Source organism: Rhizobium sp. 05N430, from assembly GCF_056396985.1.
The window spans coordinates 344156-363201 of the sequence record NZ_JBFTMO010000002.1 but is presented as its reverse complement, the minus strand read 5'-3'; the positions used below and the strand labels follow the sequence as shown (position 1 = coordinate 363201).

The 19046-nt window shown below is 62.4% G+C and carries 8 protein-coding genes and 2 riboswitches; of the genes, 4 read left to right on the top strand and 4 right to left on the bottom strand.

Annotated features, from left to right (window positions below):
- Nucleotides 1–6 precede the first annotated feature (6 nt).
- The 4 genes from nrdH to AC1DJO_RS05495 all read right to left on the bottom strand — a co-directional run bounded on the left by nrdH (nt 7) and on the right by AC1DJO_RS05495 (nt 5802).
- Complete coding sequence (gene nrdH / locus AC1DJO_RS05510) at nt 7–228, bottom strand: glutaredoxin-like protein NrdH (protein ID WP_112388640.1); 222 nt, start codon at nt 226–228, stop codon at nt 7–9.
- 252 nt (nt 229–480) lie between these two features.
- Nucleotides 481–704: riboswitch (cobalamin riboswitch) on the bottom strand.
- A 150-nt stretch (nt 705–854) separates the two neighbouring features.
- Nucleotides 855–3182: a 5-methyltetrahydropteroyltriglutamate--homocysteine S-methyltransferase gene (metE, locus tag AC1DJO_RS05505; RefSeq protein ID WP_112388641.1), complete on the bottom strand. Its 2328-nt coding sequence runs from the start codon at nt 3180–3182 to the stop codon at nt 855–857.
- 102 nt (nt 3183–3284) lie between these two features.
- Nucleotides 3285–3480, bottom strand: a riboswitch (cobalamin riboswitch).
- 75 nt (nt 3481–3555) lie between these two features.
- On the bottom strand, nt 3556–4230 hold the full coding sequence (locus AC1DJO_RS05500) for a response regulator (RefSeq protein WP_112388642.1): 675 nt from the start codon (nt 4228–4230) through the stop codon (nt 3556–3558).
- A gap of 156 nt (nt 4231–4386) precedes the next feature.
- Entirely contained in the window at nt 4387–5802 is a 1416-nt protein-coding gene (locus AC1DJO_RS05495) for a sensor histidine kinase (protein ID WP_310290819.1), read from the bottom strand.
- A gap of 422 nt (nt 5803–6224) precedes the next feature.
- On the opposite strand from AC1DJO_RS05495, the gene AC1DJO_RS05490 reads away from it, so the two are divergent.
- The 4 genes from AC1DJO_RS05490 to AC1DJO_RS05475 all read left to right on the top strand — a co-directional run bounded on the left by AC1DJO_RS05490 (nt 6225) and on the right by AC1DJO_RS05475 (nt 19037).
- Nucleotides 6225–13271: a peroxidase family protein gene (locus tag AC1DJO_RS05490; RefSeq protein ID WP_112538238.1), complete on the top strand. Its 7047-nt coding sequence runs from the start codon at nt 6225–6227 to the stop codon at nt 13269–13271.
- Between the two features lie 69 nt (nt 13272–13340).
- The gene (locus AC1DJO_RS05485) at nt 13341–15077 is read left to right on the top strand and encodes a type I secretion system permease/ATPase (protein WP_112388645.1); all 1737 of its coding nucleotides are present in this window, start codon (nt 13341–13343) and stop codon (nt 15075–15077) included.
- A gap of 14 nt (nt 15078–15091) precedes the next feature.
- On the top strand, nt 15092–17719 hold the full coding sequence (locus tag AC1DJO_RS05480; RefSeq protein ID WP_112444138.1) for a cadherin-like domain-containing protein: 2628 nt from the start codon (nt 15092–15094) through the stop codon (nt 17717–17719).
- 31 nt (nt 17720–17750) lie between these two features.
- Complete coding sequence (locus AC1DJO_RS05475) at nt 17751–19037, top strand: HlyD family type I secretion periplasmic adaptor subunit (protein WP_310290811.1); 1287 nt, start codon at nt 17751–17753, stop codon at nt 19035–19037.
- The last annotated feature ends 9 nt before the right edge of the window (nt 19038–19046 follow it).

Below are 19046 nucleotides of genomic sequence, written 5' to 3'. Positions count from 1 at the left end.
CGCCGCTCAGGCGAGCGCGCTGATCATGTCGGGGCGGAAGCCAGCCCAATGCTGCTCGCCGGCGATGACGACGGGAACCTGGCGGTAGCCGAGACCCTGCACCAGATCATAAGCGGCGCTATCGGTGGAAACGTCGATGATCGTGTAGTCGATGCCCTGGCGATCGAGCGCGCGGGTGGTTGCGGTGCATTGAACGCAGGCGGGCTTGCTGTAGACGGTGATGCTCATGGGAAAACCTCGTGACTAGAAGGCATGGGATATCGTTCGGACATCCGCCGATGTCCGCGCTTGGGAAGATCGAAAAGGAAGACAGCCGTTGCCGGTTGCCGGGCGTCAGCAGCCCGTCATTCGCGCCGGTATGATCTGAAACTCAAAGACATAAGACTTCACCCCGAAGTGGCTCATGCGGGACACACCGGAGGAAGCGAAGAGCGGCATCATGCCCACATCTCATCGCTCGCCAGCCGGACACCCCGCCCGTGGACGTTTTCGCTCAAGGCAGGTCTCCTGGCTTGCGGATCATCACATTCATCCCGGTCTTCCCAGGTCTTCATGACCCAGTGACCCGAAATGGGACAGATGCTCGCCGCTTACAGTTGCGGGGGCAGCTCCGGCATTGCTCCACCTTGCGGCAGATCTCACCGAATTCCCGTCTTAGCCCGCGATTCTTGCGAATCGAGGGAACCTCGAACACTAGATATAGTACGCGAGTCTATTTGTACGTCAATGGATGGTTCATGTTTCGGGTGCCGCAAGCCGAAAAAATGAATGTGATGTGGATAACGGAAGATTAATGCGGATTGGCTGTGGAAAAGAGAAGCCGGCAAAAGCCGGCTCCTCGAATACGATGACGATCAGGCCGTTGCCGTGGCAACGCGTTCGCGCAAAGACCGCGCCGCCGCCACCATATTGACTAGCGCCGGCTTCACTTCCTCCCATTTGCGGGTCTTCAAGCCGCAATCCGGATTGATCCAGAGCTGCGAATCGCCAAGCCGCTCGCGCGCCAAAAGAAGCAGACCGGTCATATCGGCAATATCGGGAACGCGCGGCGAGTGGATGTCGTAGACACCCGGGCCGATCTCGTTCGGATAGTCGAAGCTGCGGAATGCCTCCAGCAGCTCCATCTTCGAACGCGATGTCTCGATCGAGATCACGTCCGCATCCATGGCGGCGATCGCATCGATGATGTCGTTAAACTCCGAATAGCACATATGCGTGTGGATCTGTGTCGCGTTGCCGACACCGGTCGAGCACAGGCGGAAGCTTTCGACGGCCCAGTCGAGATAGGTCTTCCACTGCGAGCGCCGCAGCGGCAAGCCTTCCCGAAGTGCTGCCTCGTCGATCTGGATCATCCTGGCACCCGCCTTTTCGAGATCACCGACCTCGTCGCGAATCGCCAGCGCGATCTGCCGGCATGATTCGCTTCGGGCGATATCGTCGCGCACGAAGGACCAATTGAGGATCGTCACCGGTCCAGTCAGCATACCCTTGACCGGCCGGTCCGTCAGAGACTGGGCATATTGCCACCAGCCAGTCGTCATCGGCTTCGGCCGCGCGATATCGCCGAAGATGATCGGCGGACGGACATAGCGCGAGCCATAGCTCTGTACCCACGCATGCTGCGTGAAGGCAAAGCCCGACAGCTGCTCGCCAAAATACTGCACCATGTCGTTGCGCTCGAACTCGCCATGGACGAGCACATCAAGGCCGATTTCCTCCTGCCAGCGGATGGCTGCTTCGGTCTCTTTGCGCAGGAAAGCCTCATAGTCCGCATTGCTGAGCGTTCCCTTCGCATGTGCCGAACGCGCCTTGCGGACTTCAGACGTCTGCGGGAAGGACCCGATCGTCGTCGTTGGGAACAGCGGCAAGCGGATATCCGTCTGCTGGATCGCCTTGCGCTCGGCGAAGCCGGCCTTGCGGCGCTTCATGGTCTCGTCGATCGCTGCAATCCGCTGCCTGACCGCGGGATCATTGACCTTCGGCGATGCCGCGCGGGCGGCCGCGGCCCTCGAAGAGCTGCCGATGGCATCCGTCACGCAATCGCGCCCCTGCGAAAGTGCCTGGCCGAGGACCGCCAGCTCATCCAGCTTCTGCGTGGCAAAAGCCAGCCATCCCCTGACCTCGGCATCAACAGCGGTTTCGAGAGCAAGATCGATCGGCACATGCAGAAGCGAGCAAGATGGCGCGATTTCGATTGGACGCGTTTTGGAAAGCGCCTCGACCCGATCCAGCAGTTTCTCAAGATCAGCGCGCCAGATGTTGCGGCCATCGATGACGCCGAGAGATAATACCCGGTCATCAGGCACCGCCGATACGACCGCATCAAGCTGCTCGGGCGCGCGCACCAGATCGACGTGCAGACCGGCAACCGGCAGCGCCGCTGCTGTCTTGAGATTGTCGCCCAATGCCCCGAAATAGCTGGCGATCATGATCTTCAGGTTCGGAACCAGCTGGTGAAGCGCGCTGTAGGCCGTGGTCAGCGCGTACCGCTCAGCGTCTGCGAGATCGAGCACCAGGGCTGGCTCGTCGATCTGCACCCAATCGGCGCCCGCAGTGCTGAGCTCCGCGAGGATGCCCGCATAGACAGGCAGCAACCGGTCGAGCAGTTCGATCGGATCGAAGCCTGGCTGCGTCGCCTTGCCGAGCTTCAGGAACGTCACCGGGCCGAGAATGACCGGGCGCGTGTGGATGCCGAGCGCCTTTGCCTCCCGGAACATCTGCAGCGGTTTGTTTTCGGTCAGCGCGAAGCGCTGGTCGCGGGTGAATTCCGGCACCATGTAGTGGTAGTTGGTATCGAACCACTTGGTCATTTCGAGCGCCGGAACGCCCTCATGATGATGCGCATGGCCGCAATCGCCGTGCTCAGCGCCCACTGAGCCGCGCGCCATGGCGAAATAGATGTCGAGATCGACGGGACCGCCCTTCCAGCCATATTCGGCCGGTACGGCGCCGACCATCACCGCCGTGTCGAGCACATGGTCGTAGAGGGAGAAGTCGTTGGACGGAATGATATCGATTCCCTTGGCCTTCTGCAGGGCCCAATGTTCGGCCCGCAATGCCTTGGCGACGTCGAGAAGTGCTGCCCTATCAAACTTTCCGGCCCAATAGCTTTCCAGCGCGAACTTCAGTTCGCGGTGCTTTCCGATACGCGGGAATCCGAGATTTGCAGTCTTGATGCTCATGTTTCCTTACCCCGAGGGTTGTGGGCAAGGCTTGGGATGACGCATCGGCGCGCGGACACAGGCGTGCCGGTCGCAAAAGCGGCACACCGGACACCCCGCCCGTGGACGTTATCGATCGCGGCAGGTCTCCTGGCTTGCGGGTCAACGCTGCCGTCCGTCTTCCCGGGGCGTCTTCCCCAGTGACATGAGTGGACGGCCGCTCGCCGCTTACAGTTGCGGGGGCAGCTCCGGCATTTTCACCGGATTCCCTCTTAGCTCCGGACCAAAGGTCCGCAGAACCACGATGACACGAGCATGTCGCATCGCGGATCTCACGTCAATAGACATAAAGATATGTTTATGTCTTTGTTTCTTGGCTAGCTGTACTCGCCGACTACGACAACAGCATCGAGGACGGCGCGCCGGTCTCCACGGGAGCCTGCAGCTTCTGGGCAGCAAGCACCACTTCGACGCGATTGCGGGCATCGAGCTTCTGCATCAGGATCGTCATGTAGTGCTTGACGGTCTTCTCGCTGATATCGAGCATGCTGGCGATTTCGCGGTTGGTCTTGCCCTGCAACAGGTAGTTGACGATCTGCTGCTCGCGGGCGCTCAGGCGCTTCTGCATCTGCGCCTTGCGGCGCACCTCGGCCGTCTTCATCGACAGGATCACCTTGGTGGCGAAACCCGGCGTGATGAAGGTGCTGCCGTCATGCACGGTCTTGATCGCCTCATACAGATCGCGCGCCGTGCTACCCTTCAGCACATAGCCGCAGACGCCGAGATTGAGGACCTGAATCGCCGTGTCGATATTGGCGGTGGCGGTGAAGACCACGACCTTGGTGCCTTCGTAATTCTTCTGGATCAGCTCGAGTGCTGCCAGCGTATCGCCCGGCATGCTGAGATCGGTGACAAGAACGTCGGGCCGGTGCTCCTCGACGATCTTCAGCGCGTCGATGGCGTTCTGCCCGCGGGCAGTCACCCGAAGACCTTCCTTCGCCGAGTAAAGATTAACGAGTCCATCCAACAATATTGGATGATCATCAACGAATGCGACCGAGATAGACATAATGACGAATAAACCCCCTCGTCTTCTTTCCGATAGCTCTAAAGTAAACAGAGCCAAACATAAAGACGGATTTTAATGCTTGGTTAACTTCATCGGATTTCTGTCTATTCGATCTCTATGCTTTCAGCCAGTTATCAATTCGGATAGTCCGTCACCTTATAGGCCAGTTGCGTCGGCCTGCTGCAGCTCCAGCACCATCTCCAGGATCATGCCGCCCCCCGGCCGCTTGGTGACAGCAAGCTTGCCGCCGAAGCTCTCGATCCTCTGCCGGAGGCCATAGAGCCCCATTCCGCCCTCGCGCGCCGCAAACGGCACGGTCCCGGAAGGCAAACCGTCATCCTCGACCGAAATCGCGATGACGGGCATGTCGATCCGACATCGGACACGCTGGCCGTTGCCACCAGCGTGGCGGTAGGCATTGTTGAGCCCTTCCTGAACGAAGCGGTAGATGCAGGTCTTCAGCGCCGGCGGCAGGTCGGCATTGGTGCCGCTGGAGACAAACGCGACCTTGGTCTTGGTCCGCGCCTCATGCTGCCTGATCGCTTCGGCCACCACGTCCTTTGCCCAGAGATGCAGTATCTCCGGCAAGAGCAGCGATTTGGTGACCGTCCGAGCCTCGATCAGCGCTTCACCCAGTGTCTTGCTGGTCTCGTCGAGGAGCCTTGCGCGCTCATCCTTCTTGGTCAGGTCGCGCAGCTCGTCGAGCTGCAGGATCGCCAGTGTCATCAGCTGTACCGGGCCGTCATGCAGGTCGGCGCCGATGCGGCGGATGAAGGTCTCGTTGAGGTTGGCGAATTCCATGGAGGCCCGGCGCGCCGTGTCCCTCAGCTCCATCAATTCCTTCGAGGCGGACTCTGCCTCCTCGGCGCGGTGGCTCAGAACCTGCCGCTGATGCTCGATCGTCCGGCTGCCGCGCCTGACGATCAGGAACAGCCCGAGCATGACGACGAAGGAGAACAGCGCCACCGTCGTCCAGGTGACCACCCTCAGCCGCGCGAGCTCATCGACAAAACCGCTCGGATCCTCATGGATCTCGGCCACACCGATGATCCGCCCCGAAGCCTGGTCATGCAGCGGGCTGTAGATTTCGAGATATTCGGTATTGATGTTGCGGAACGTATGCTCGTCGGCATGAAGATCCGCATAGACGGCAACAATTTCGCCTTTCAAGGCGCGCTGTAGGCCCTCGGGGAAACTGAAGCGGTGGCCGATCATCTGCTTGGTCCGGGAATAGGCAACAGTCCCGTCGGGCGCCCATATCTCGATATGCGGGAAACGCGCCTGGAGATCCGCATCGCCGAAAAGCGCGTCGAGATGAGCGATGCTGGCGGCCTTAAGGCGCGTCGAGGCGCCCAGTTCCTGCACCTCAGCCTCAGTCAGGCTCTGAACCAGCAAGGCCGTCGTGCCGGCCTTTCCGCTGAGCGCTTTGTCGGCAACCAGCCGCGTCGTAAGATAGCCCGCAGAAACCGTGGCGATCAGAATAACCAAGCTGCTGGCGATCAGGAACTGCGTGGAAAGGGTCCGCTCGGCGCCCCATCGAAGGATACGGTTAAACAGTCGCGGCGCTTCCACGCTTTCATCTACGCCAGCATTTCTGGCGCCTAAGTATTCGTCCGGCAAAACGTCCCCCCAAGGCCGATAGCGCTATCATCCTTGCAATATTACCCAAGGAAATAAAAGACCATTTTTGTACTATAGGCCCGTATGAATTCTATCAGACCAAAGGCCAATTCATCATAGGACCTTACTCCCGGAAGGATAAGGACCGAAGACCTGCTTTTGCCGTGGACGAACATCGAAAACATCGTCCGACCATGCGCCGTTCAAAACCCCGGCAACTTTCCGCAAGATCGCATCATCCCAAGCCAGCCCTGCAAGGCGGGCTTTGAAGACATCAGGGGCAATTCAAACCGCCGGGCTCGCAGCGCGATCCGGCGGACAGGACAAGTTTGCGAAAAACCAGGCGCCAGGACAGCGCGCCGACGGAGGGGAAAATGGTTACGCTTGTAAGACACGATCTCGAGTTCATCCTGAAGCAGATCGCCATCGCCGAACAGCATGCGGCCGGTGGTGACCTTGCCGCGCTCGTCGCCGAAGCCGGCGAAGCAGCCGGCGCGACCGGCACCGGTGCACCGCAGGCGCATCTCCTGCCCTACGGCCTCCGAACCGTCGACGGCAGCTACAACAACCTGCTCGATGGCAATGAAACCTGGGGCGCAGCCGACCAGCCGTTCACGCCGCTGGTGCAGCCGAACTACGTCAACGAAAATGACGACTCGCTGGCATTCGGCCCGGGAACGGTTCTCACGAACGGTAACTATGCGCCGGGTACCCCCAGCGCCGTCGGCCCGGGCACCGTCGTCGACGCCGATCCACGCATCATCTCCAATCTGATTGTCGATCAGACCAGCAACAACCCGGCAGCCATCATGGTCTACCAGGCCATGATCGACGAGGGCAAGACAGCGACGCGCGTACCGATGCAGGACGCCAATGGCGCGCCCATCGTCCATGCAACCAATGTCGTCGGCCCCGATGGCACCGTTCTCGCCGCCGCGGGCAGTCCCGTCTACGTCTACACTTTCGAGAACGTCTCGCCCGATATCGGCGACTCCGCGCCTTACAACTCGATGTTCACGCTGTTCGGCCAGTTCTTCGACCATGGCCTCGACCTCGTGGCCAAGGGCGGTGCCGGAACGGTCTATATTCCGCTGTCACCGGATGACCCACTCTACAATCCGGCAACGCCGCACACCAATTTCATGGTCCTGACCCGCGCCAGCCGCGATGCCGATGGCGAAGTGGCTGCCAACACCACGACGCCGTGGGTCGACCAGAACCAGACATATACCTCGCATGCATCGCATCAGGTCTTCCTGCGCGAATATGTCATGCATGAGGGCAAGCCTGTCGCGACCGGCCATCTGCTTGACGGCGCGCGCGGCCTGCCGACCTGGGCCGACATCAAGGAACAGGCTCGCGAGATGCTCGGCATCGACCTGACCGACGCCGATGTCACCAACATTCCGCTGCTGCGCACCGATCCCTATGGCCGCTTCATCCCCGATGCCAACGGCTTCGCGCAGGTCATCACCGGCATCGGCGCCGACGGCATTCCGAACACCGCCGACGACATCGTTGTCTCAGGCACGCCGGGCGCTCCTGTCAGCACCGCTGGAGCCGTCCGAATCGGCCACGCCTTCCTCGATGACATCGCCCATGCCGCAGTACCGGTCATCGCCGGTGGCGTACTGCAGGCCGACAGTGACGACGCCGTAGGCTATTCCGGCGGCTTCAACACCCGCGGTCAGCAGACTGCCTACGATGATGAGTTGCTCGACGCGCACTACATCACCGGCGACGGCCGCGGTAACGAGAATATCGGCCTGACGTCGATCCACCACATCTTCCACTCGGAGCACAACAGCGTCGTCGAGCAGACCAAGCAGGTCGTCCTCGACAGCGCCGACCTGGTCTTTATCAACCAGTGGCTGCTTGAGCCGATTACCACGCTGCCGACAACCGAGGCAGAACTTGAGGGACTCGTCTGGAACGGCGAGCGTCTGTTCCAGGCCGGCCGCTTCACCACCGAAATGCAGTATCAGCACCTCGTCTTCGAGGAATTCGGCCGCAAGATGCAGCCGGATATCGATGCCTTCGTCTTCGAGCCATCGACCGACATCAATCCGGCGATCTTCGCCGAGTTCGCCCACGCGGTCTACCGCTTCGGCCACTCGATGCTGAACCAGGATATCGACCGTCTCGTGGAAAATGCCGACGGTACTTTCAGCTTCGATAACATCACATTGTTCGACGGCTTCCTGAACCCGCTGGAACTCGGCGCGGTCGATGCCAACGGTAATGTGCTCGTCAATCACGACCAGGCAGCCGGTGCCATCATCCGCGGCATGTCCCGACAGGGCGGCAACGAAATCGACGAATTCGTCACCGACGTTTTGCGCAACCAGCTTGTCGGCATCCCGCTCGATCTTGCAGCGCTCAATATCGCCCGTGGCCGCGACGTCGGCCTGCCGACGCTGAACGAGGCACGTGCCCAGTTCTACCAGGCAGCCGGTCAGGACACGCAGCTGAAGCCCTATGTCAGCTGGACCGATTTCGCGCTGAACCTGCAGAACACCGCGTCGATCGTCAACTTCATCGCTGCCTACGGCACGCACTCCTCGATCACCAGCGCGGCGACCCTCGACGCCAAGCGCGCTGCGGCCGCCTCGATCGTGCTCGGCACGGCCGGTGCACCTGCCGACCGCCTGGAATTCCTGAATTCGACCGGCGCCTGGGCGACGGCTGAGACGGGTCTCAACGACATCGATCTGTGGATCGGCGGCCTTGCCGAGAAGAAGATGGATTTCGGCGGCATGCTCGGCTCCACCTTCTCCTTCGTCTTCGAATTGCAGATGGAGAACCTGCAGGAATCGGACCGCTTCTATTATCTCTCCCGCGTCCAGGGTCTGAACCTTCTCAACGAGCTGGAAAACAACTCGCTGAGCAAGATCATCATGCGCAATACCGATCTGGGCGAAGGTTCGACGGCGCTGCCGGGCGACATCTTCTCGACGCCTGACCATACGCTTGAGATGGACATCTCGAAGCAGGTCGGCGCCGATCCGATCTTCACCGATGCGATCCTGCAGGCGCTGACGCCGCTGGTCGTGCGCCGCGACACCGATGGTGACGGCGACCTCGACTACATGGCCTATCACGGCGGCGACCACGTCGTCATGGGCGGCACCGAGGACGACGATACGATCATCGCCGGCGAAGGCGATGACACGATCTGGGGCTATGGCGGCAACGACACGCTTGAAGCCGGCTACGGCGTCGACCACGTCCACGGTGGCGAGGGTGACGACATCATCACCAATGCCGGCACGGATATCGGCGCGGCCGACTTCCTGCATGGCGAAGGCGGCAACGACGTCATCCATGGCGGCAGCGGCCTGGCGCTGATCTTCGGCAATGACGGCAAGGACTTCATCATCGCAGGCCCTGACGGCAAGCACGTGCTCGGCGGCCTCGGCGACGACTTCATCCGCGGCGGCGACGGCGGCGACTTCCTGATGGGCAACGAGGGCAACGACTGGATCGAAGGCGGCGGACGTTTCGACACACTGTCGGGCGAAAACTCCGAGCTGTTCTTCAATTCCTCGATCATCGGCCATGACGTTCTGAACGGCGATGGCAGCGACACCGATTACGACGCCGAATCCGGCGACGACATCATGTTCCAGGGCGATGGCATCCAGCGCAGCAACGGCATGGCTGGTTTCGACTGGGCAATCCACAAGGGCGACAATACCGCAGCCAATTCCGATCTCGGCATCCCGCTCTTCGCCACCCAGGAAGCCTTCATCCTGCGCGACCGCTTCGATCTTGTCGAAGGTCTCTCCGGCTGGGTCCATGACGATATCCTGACCGGACGCGTCGCCCCGACCAATGCCCGGGCCGAGCTGCAAAATACCGCAGCCATTCCGGGTACCGGCAGCCCGCTCGAAAGCTATTCGAACGCGCTGCTCGAAAAGAACCTCAGCCTGATCGCCGGTCTCTCGCAGCTCGTCGCCCACCGTGCCCGTACCTCTGTCACGGTCAACGGCGTCACCGAAACAATCGTCATGGATACCGCTGACGCTTCCGACATCCTGCTCGGCGGCGGCGGTGATGACATCATCACCGGCCTCGCCGGGGACGACATCATCGACGGCGACCGCTGGCTGAACGTCCGGATCCGCATCAACGACCTCAACGGCAATGAGATCGGCTCGTCCGACGGCCTGTCGAAGGGCGTCTTTGCGCCCAGCGGCGCCGCAATGTTCAACGGCCGCACACTCAGCGACCTGATGTTCGACCGCACGCTGAACCCGAGCCAGCTCGAAATCGTCCGCGAGATCATCGACGGCGAGGTAGAGGGCGATATCGATACGGCCGTCTATACCGACGTCCGCGCCAACTATACGATCACGCAGAATGCGGATGGCAGCATCACCGTCGCTCATACCGGCTTCGACGAAGACGGGGGGCCCGACGGAGATGAGGAAACGGTTGCCAATCCGGTTTCCGACGGCACCGACCGCCTGTTCAACATCGAGCGGCTGCGTTTTGCGGACGGCGAATATGCGCTGAGCCCGCCGCAGCTCCAGCTCTACACGCTCGATCGTGGCCAATACCGCGACGACTTCAGCCCGTCCAACTACACGGGTACCGATGGCACCACGCCCTGGACGACACCTTGGACGGAGTCTAGCGACAACAACAGCGCCACCAGCGGCGATGTTCTCGTCACCGGCGGCACGTTGCGCTTCGACGATAACGGCAATGGCGCCAGCGTGCAGCGCGCCGCCAACCTTGCAGGCGCGACGACGGCCCGTCTCACCTACGATGTGAACGAAAGCGGACTCGATCAGGGCGATACCGTGACCGTCTGGTTTGCGGCCAATGGCGTCAATTTCATCCAGATCGACACTATCAACTTTGCAACAAACGTTGCAGAACGGAGCATCGATCTGACCGGTCCTTTTACCGCCGGGGCCATTGTTCGCTTCACATCCACCGCACTCGGCAATAATGACATCGTCGATATCGACAATGTCACGATCGACTTCACCCGCCCTGCGGCGGCGCCATCGATCAACTATGCGACGACCTTCGTCGAGAATGGCGATCCGGTTGCGATCGCCTCCGGTCCTGCGATTACCGATGAGGATGGCCAGATCGTCTCCGCACGGATCGTTCTGACCAATGCCCAGAACGGTGACCAGCTAAATGTAGGCGCTCTTCCTGCAGGCATCACCGCCCAGACCGACACTTTGGTTGCCGGCCAGATCGCCATCACACTGACGGGGACTGCCACGCTTGCCGCCTACCAGGCCGCAATCCAGGCGATCACCTTCGGCAACAGCTCGGACCAGCCGGGAACGGTGGCACGCGTCATCACCGTCACCGTCAACGACGGCCTGATGAACAGCAATCCGTCGACCGCAACGATCGCGGTTACGGCCGTCAACGATGCACCTGTCGCCGGTGACGATAGCGTCATCACCAATGTAGAGACTGGCAGCTTCGTCATTCCCGAATGGGCACTGCTCGCCAATGACACGGATGTCGACAGCCTTCTCAATATCACCGGCGCAACCGAGAACCAGACCAACTTCGCGGTCGCAGTGAACCCCGCAGGCGACGTCACGGTCACGCACTCGACCACACAGCAGCGCAACTTCACCTACACGGTGAGCGACGGTGCTGCGACCGATACGGCGACCGTTACCGTCACCCGCGACACCAACGACGTCAGCGGCACGGCAGGCAACAACATCCTGATCGGCGACAACTCCGGTGATACGTTCGACGGCGGCACCGGCAACGACATCATCCTCGCCGGTGGCGGCAACGACACCATCGTCTGGAACGCCAATAACACAGGCGCAACGGATGGACGCGACATCGTCGATGGCGGGGCCGGCACCGACACATTCGACCTCAATGGCCGCACCGGCCAGGGCGGCAACGAAACCTTCCGCATCTATACGCGGCAGGCAGCCGAGCTTGCCGGCATCACCGGCCTGATGGCGACGACGGAAATCGTCATCACCCGCAACGGTACCGACAATGCCTCGGTGATCGCTGAACTCGACAATATCGAGGAGATAACCGTCGGCAACATCACGCTGGATGACGGCACGCCGACTGGCGGGACAACGGGTGGCGACACCATCACCGTCATCGGCGACTTCTCGCAGACCAGCCTGGCGCTGAACACGATCACCATCGACGGCACTAATGGCGACGACGTCATCGACATCTCGGCGCTGCAATCGGCACACCGCATCGTCTTCCGCTCGAATGGCGGTCACGACACGATCGTCGGCACGCTGCGCCCGCAGGATGTCATCGAACTTCCTGAGGGACTGACTGCGGCCGATTTCGAAACGACTGTCGATGACGAGGGACGCACGGTCATGACCCGTGACGGCAGCTCGATCACCTTCGTCGGCCCCAATGGTTCCGAGCCGCCGGTTGGTCCCGGCGACGACGACCACGAGGAGGAGGAAGAAGAGCAGGAAGGCAGCGGCAGCTGCGACGATGATGACGACGACGGCGAACAGCCGTCCGGCGGCGAAGGCCCGGCTCCGGCCACGCCCCGCACGCTTGTTGGCACCGGTGCCGGCGAGGCCCTTTTGGGTGCAGCCGCAGCCGACATCATCCTGGCAGGCGATGGCAACGACATCCTCGTCGGTGAAGCCGGCAGCGATATCCTGCGCGGTGAAGGCGGCCACGACCTGATCACCGGCGGCGCAGGCGCCGATGTGATGTCGGGCGGTGATGGCGATGACGAAGTGCACGGCGGCGCCGATGCCGACCATATCTTCGGCGACGCAGGGGCAGACCGGCTCTATGGCGACGATGGCAACGACGTCATCGAAGGCGGGGCGGGCGACGACCAGGTCTGGGCGGGCGCCGGCAACGACCTCATCCTCGCCAAGCTCAACGACGGCTCCGACACCTACTGGGGTGGAGATGGCAACGACACGCTGGACTATGCAGCGGCCACCACCAACCTCACCGTCGATCTCGGCAACGGCTTCATGGGCAGAGGCAGTGTCGCCGGGTCGAGCACAGGAACCGATACCGTCTACGGCTTCGAAAACTTCATCGGTGGGTCCGGCCACGACACGATCACCGCGTCGCTCGCCGTCAACATCATCGATGGCGGGGCTGGCGAAGACGTCTTCCGCTTCACCTCGGCGGCAGCGGCCAACGGCGACAAGATCTATGGCTTCCAGCCGGGAGACAAGATCGACTTCTCGGCCATCGACGCCAACACGTCTGTCGCCGGTGTCCAGGGCTTCGCGCTGAAAGCGGGCTCGATTACCGCCGCCGGCCAGATCGCCGTCAGCCACGAAACCATCGATGGCGAGGCCTTCACGGTGCTGCGCGGCAACGTCAACGCCGATCCGGAAGAAGACTTCGAACTGATGATCGCGGGCACCCACAATTTGAAGGCATCGGACTTCAACGGTGTCTCCTGATCGATGGCTCTGCCCCATGGCCGCTGACGGCCATGGGGCATGCCGAATGAATTGCCGGAGGGGAAAATCATGGCAACGAAGAAGAAAGAGCCGCAGTACAAGATCGACAAGGCGCGCGGCGTCCTGACCTATCTGTTCGGCCTGTCCGGGCTCATCAACATCCTGGCGCTCACCGGCGCCTTCTACATGCTGCAGATCTACGACCGGGCGCTCGCCAGCGGCAGCATCTCGACGCTGATCGCGCTCTCGGTTCTGGCAATCGGCCTTTACCTCTTCCAAGGCGTCTTCGACATCCTGCGCTCGCAGATCCTCGTGCGTCTCGGCGCCAAGATGGACACAACGCTGGCGCCGCTAACCCACCAGGTTGTCGTCGAAATGCCACGCTACGGCTACTCGACGGCAGAGGCGGCCGAGCGTGGCCGCGACGTCGATACGCTGCGCAGCTTCCTCGGTGGCCAGGGCCCGATCGCGCTTTTCGACCTGCCCTGGATCCCGATCTATCTCGTCTTCGTCTGGCTGCTGCATCCGGTGCTTGGCATGCTGACGCTGGGCGGCGCAGCAGTCCTCGCCTGTCTGACGATCCTCGCCGAAGTGCTGACGCGGCGTCACGCCCATACGATGATCAAGGCCGCCGTCACCCGCAACGCCGTGCTCGATTCCAACACCCGCAACAGCGAAGTCCTGCATGCCATGGGCATGACTCAGCGCGCCGTTGATCGCTTCGAGCGGGCCAATCGCTATCACCTCGAGCACCAGACAAAGACCTCCGATATCGGCGGCACGCTGTCGGGTCTCTCCAAGGTGCTGCGCATGATGCTGCAGTCGGCTATCCTCGGTCTCGGCGCCTATCTGGCGATCGGCGGCGAACTCTCGGCCGGCGCCATCGTCGCTGCCTCGATCGTCACCAGCCGCGCGCTCGCCCCCGTCGATCTGGCGATCGCGCAGTGGAAGAGCGTCGTCTCGGCACGCCGCAGTTACAACCGCATCCAGGAAACGCTGGCTGTCCTGAACGGGAAGGAAGAGTTCATCCCGCTTCCCGAACCAAAGGAAAGCCTGAGGATCGAGGGGCTGACAACCGTTGCGCCCAGCACCGGCGCTGTGCTGCTCAGCGAGGTCGGTTTCGAACTGAAGGCCGGCCAGGCACTCGGCCTCATCGGCCCGAGCGGCGGCGGCAAGACGACATTGGTCAGGAGCCTGCTCGGCATCTGGCCGGCGCTGCGCGGTTCGGTGCGCATCGATGGCGCCGATCTCGGCCAGTGGAATGCCGATTTCTTCCGCGATCACGTCGGCTACCTGCCGCAGGACGTTGCACTGATGGACGGCACGATCTCCGATAACATCTGCCGCTTTGCCGAGGAGCCGGATCCACGCAAGATCATTCTCGCGGCCAAGGCGGCCGGCATCCACGACATGATCGTCCACCTGCGCGAAGGCTACCAGACCGAACTCGGCCCGAACGGGACTGCACTTTCGGCCGGTCAGCGGCAGCGTGTGGCGCTGGCCCGCGCGCTCTATGGCGACCCCTTCCTGGTGGTACTCGACGAGCCGAATTCCAATCTCGACGCCGAGGGTGAAGAAGCCCTGACGACGGCCATTCTCTCGGTCCGGCGCCGCGGCGGCATCGTCGTCATCATCGCCCACCGCCCCAGCGCTCTGCAGGCCGTCGACATGGTCGGGCTGATGCAGGGCGGAAAGCTCACCTCCTTCGGCCCCAAGGAAACGCTGCTGCAGACCAAGGCCAAGCCGCTCGCCGTCGAGAAGTCGTTCGGCGACAGCCGATCGCCGCGCTCGACGGCCGCGGAATAAGGGAGCGCGCTGTCATGGAGGAGAAGCTCACCCTTGGCCTGCCGGATGCGCAGGCAGCGATCGCGCCGATCAACAAGTACCGCGAGAAGGAAGAGAGCAAGAGCGGACCGCGCAAGTTCTTCATGCCGCTGACGGCCTTCTCGGCGCTGGCGATGATGTTTGCAAAGACCGAGCCCGGCGCACGCAACCAGCAGCCCGAGGCCAAGGAGCAGGAGCCGGAACAACCCTCCAACGACGATTACGGGATCATCGAGGACGTCACCGCCTTTCTCCAGACGCTCGCGAGCGAGGCCGCCGCTCCGGAAGCAGGTGAACAGCAGCCTGCCGTCCGGCTGAGTTTCCGCACCAGCACGTTCTACGTCACGGACATGCCGCCGCGTCTTGAGCGCACCGTCCTGAGCGGCACGGCCAACGACAATCTGCGCAGCATCATCGACGCCGGCGAAGGCTTCGAGTTTCCAGCGCTGCGCCCGCCCGTTCACCTCGACCTGCCGTCCCGCGCAACGCGCAGCACTTCCGCCAGCGGCGCGCCCTCCAGTGGCAATCGCAATCCCGATGACCAGGACGACCCGGACCCGAACCGGGCGCCGGTCAGCCTCGGACGCTACACATTCTCCAGCGGCTTCGTGAACCTTTCGGCGCTGGTCATGCTCGACGACCTGCTCGCCCATATGTACGACCCGGATGGCGACAAGCTCAGCATCAACGACATCTCGGTATCGAGTGGCCAGATCCGCGCCTACGGGCAGGACATGTGGCTCTATACGCCGCAGCGCGGCTATATCGGTGACGTCACCTTCACCTATGACGTGTCCGATGGTCAGGCCGAAATCCGCACCGGCGCGCTGTTCAACCTGCGCAAGGCGCCGCCCCATGAAATCCAGGGAACGGAAGGCGCCGACACGCTGACCGGGACGCCCGGCGAAGACCTGATATCCGGCCTCGGCGGCAGCGACGTGATCTATGGGCGCGAAGGCGACGACATTATCTCCGGCGACGGCGGCGACGACCTGATCCTCGGCGGCGACGGCGCCGATACGCTCTACGGCGGCGCAGGGAACGACACGCTCTTCGGTGGTGCCGGCAACGACGTTCTCTTCGGCGGCGACGGCGATGATCGTTTGTTCGGCGAGGCAGGCAACGACACGCTGATCGCCGGACACGGCAACGACGCGCTGAGCGGCGGCACCGGCGCGGACCGGCTGTTCGGCGAAGATGGCGATGACAGCCTGCTCGGAGAGGCCGGCGACGACTATCTCGACGGCGGCGATGGCGACGACGCCATGACCGGCGGCAGCGGCAACGACGTCGTTATCGCCGGCAAGGGTAACGACACGATCAAGGCCGGGCTCGCGGGCGAGGAAGCGCGAATGGCAGTGGCCACGGCGCATGATGGAAATGACAGCTATTCCGGTGGCGAGGGCATCGACACCTATGACATGAGCAGCGCCCGCAAGTCCGTCGCCGCCGACCTTTCTCTTGGGACCGCCAGCGGCGAAGAGATCGGCAGCGACAGGCTCGTCGATATCGAAAATCTCACCGGCGGCGCGGGCGACGATACGCTCACCGGCAGCGATGCCGCCAATATCCTGGCCGGTGCCGACGGCGACGACACCCTTTGCGGCAAGGATGGCGACGACACGATTTCCGGCGGAAACGGCGACGACACCTTCGTCGTGCTTGCCCGGAGCGGCGATCGCGATGATGACGACGACGGGGATGATCACTATTCCGGAGACGATGGCTTCGATACGCTCGATCTCGCTGCGCTGGTCCAGGAGGTCATCGCCGATCTCGAAGCGCAGCTGGCCGAGGGTCAGGAGATCGGCCGCGATACGATCGAAGGCTTCGAGGCCGTGATCGGCGGCGCCGGTGACGATCGCCTTTCCGGCAATTCGGCGGCCAATATTCTGGTCGGCGGCAACGGCAACGACCGCCTCTCCGGCCGCGCCGGCGATGATGTGCTGACCGGTGGAGATGGCAATGACATCGTCTCCGGCGATAGTGGCGATGATATCGTTCTCGTTGCCGTCCACGCCGCCGATGACGGCCGCAACGGACGGAGCGACGGCGACGACAGCTATCAGGGCGGTGACGGCTTCGACACCTACAGTGCTGCCGGGGCCGTGCATGCCGTCATCATTGACCTAGATCAGGGCACTGCCACCGGCATCGATATCGGCAACGACACATTGGCAGGCTTCGAGGCCGCGATCGGCGGCAGCGGCGCGGACTTCATCATCGCCGGAGATGGCCTCAACTTCCTGGCCGGTGGCGCCGGAGACGACGTCTTCGTCTTCCGTTCGCTGGCATCGATCGCCAACGATGGCGACGGCCGTGACCAGATCCGCGACTTCGCCGTCGGCGACCGGATCGATTTTTCCGGGATTGCCGCCAGCATCGGCGGACTGGTGTTCGGAGCGCCCGATACAGACGGCCCGCAGCAGCCGATGAACCGGATCATGCTCTATCACGAGAGCTTCGAGGACGGCGACCGGACCATCGTCAAGGCGATCATCGACTTCGAGCGCGACGAGGATTTCGAGATCCTTCTCTACGGCCGCCACGAACTGACCGAACAGGACTTCATCCTGGCGGCACGCGATACCGGCGCGGATGGCACCGCTCCGCATCAAGCCTGATCACAATCAAAGAAAAGCTAGGGGAAAGCACATGCAGCCGGCAAAGAAAGAAACACAAAAGCAGTTCGGCATTTCGGGCCGCATCTATCTCTCGGCGTTTCTCGCCGGGGCGCTGGTCTTCGGCATTGGCGGCTGGGCCGCACAGGCGAAGCTCTCGGGTGCCGTCATCGCGCAGGGGCAGGTTGCCGTTTCGCAACAGGTCAAGGTCATCCAGCACCGCGATGGCGGCATCGTTTCGGAAATCCTGGTGCGCAACGGCGACGCCGTCCGCAAGGGTTCCGTACTTTTCCGCCTCGACGAAACTCAAACCCGTGTCGAACTGACGATCGTCCGCAGCCAGCTGCAGCAACTGCAGGCGATGATGGCGCGACTTTCCGCCGAACGCGACGGGGCCGAAACCGTCAGCTTCGCAGGGCTCGACGTCCCTGTCGCGCTCGCCAGGAGCGAGACCAAGCTGTTTACCGAAAACCTCGGCATGCTCGCCAATCAGAAGGAACAGCTGCGCCTGCAGGCCGCGCAGCTGCAGCAGCAGGTGGAGGGCTATCGCGCCCAGCAGCAGTCGAACGACGAAGAAAAGGCAATCATCGATCTGGAACTGCAAAAGACCAACCAACTGCTGGCAAGAGGCCTGATTCAGATCACCCAGCAGCGCGACGCCGCCCGGCAGAAGGCGCGAATCGAAGGCGCCCGCGGCGAGCTGATCGCCCGCATGGCCGAAACTGAAAACGAGATCAGCGAAGTCAGGATGAAGCTCCTGTCGCTCGATCAGAACCGCCGTAAGGAGGCGCAGACGGAGATCGTCGGGCTGGAGGCCAAGATTGCCGAACTCACGGAACGGGAAGTCGCCGCCGGTGACCGCCTGTCACGGATGGAAGTGCGCGCGCCGGTCGACGGCCTGATCTACGACATGCAGATCCACACGATCGGCGGCATCGTCGGCGCCGGTGCGACGGTGATGTCCGTCGTTCCCGATAGCGAAGAGATGACCGTCGAAATCCAGGTGCCGCCTGCCGACATCGACCGCATCGCCCCCGGCCAGCCGACACGCATGCGCTTTACGGCCTTCAATCAGCGCACGACGCCCGAATTTCACGGCGCCGTTGACGTGGTGGCCGCGGCCACGGCAACCGACCGCACCACCGGGCGGCCGTACTATCTCGCCACCATCAAGCCTTCCGATCTGCTGCAGCTCGGCAACCGCAAGCTCGTTCCCGGCATGCCTGTGGAAGTCTATGTCCAGACCGACGAGCGCAGCGCGCTGTCCTATCTGGCAAAGCCATTCACCGACCAGATGATGCGGGCATTCCGCGAGGACTAGAGCCCGGAA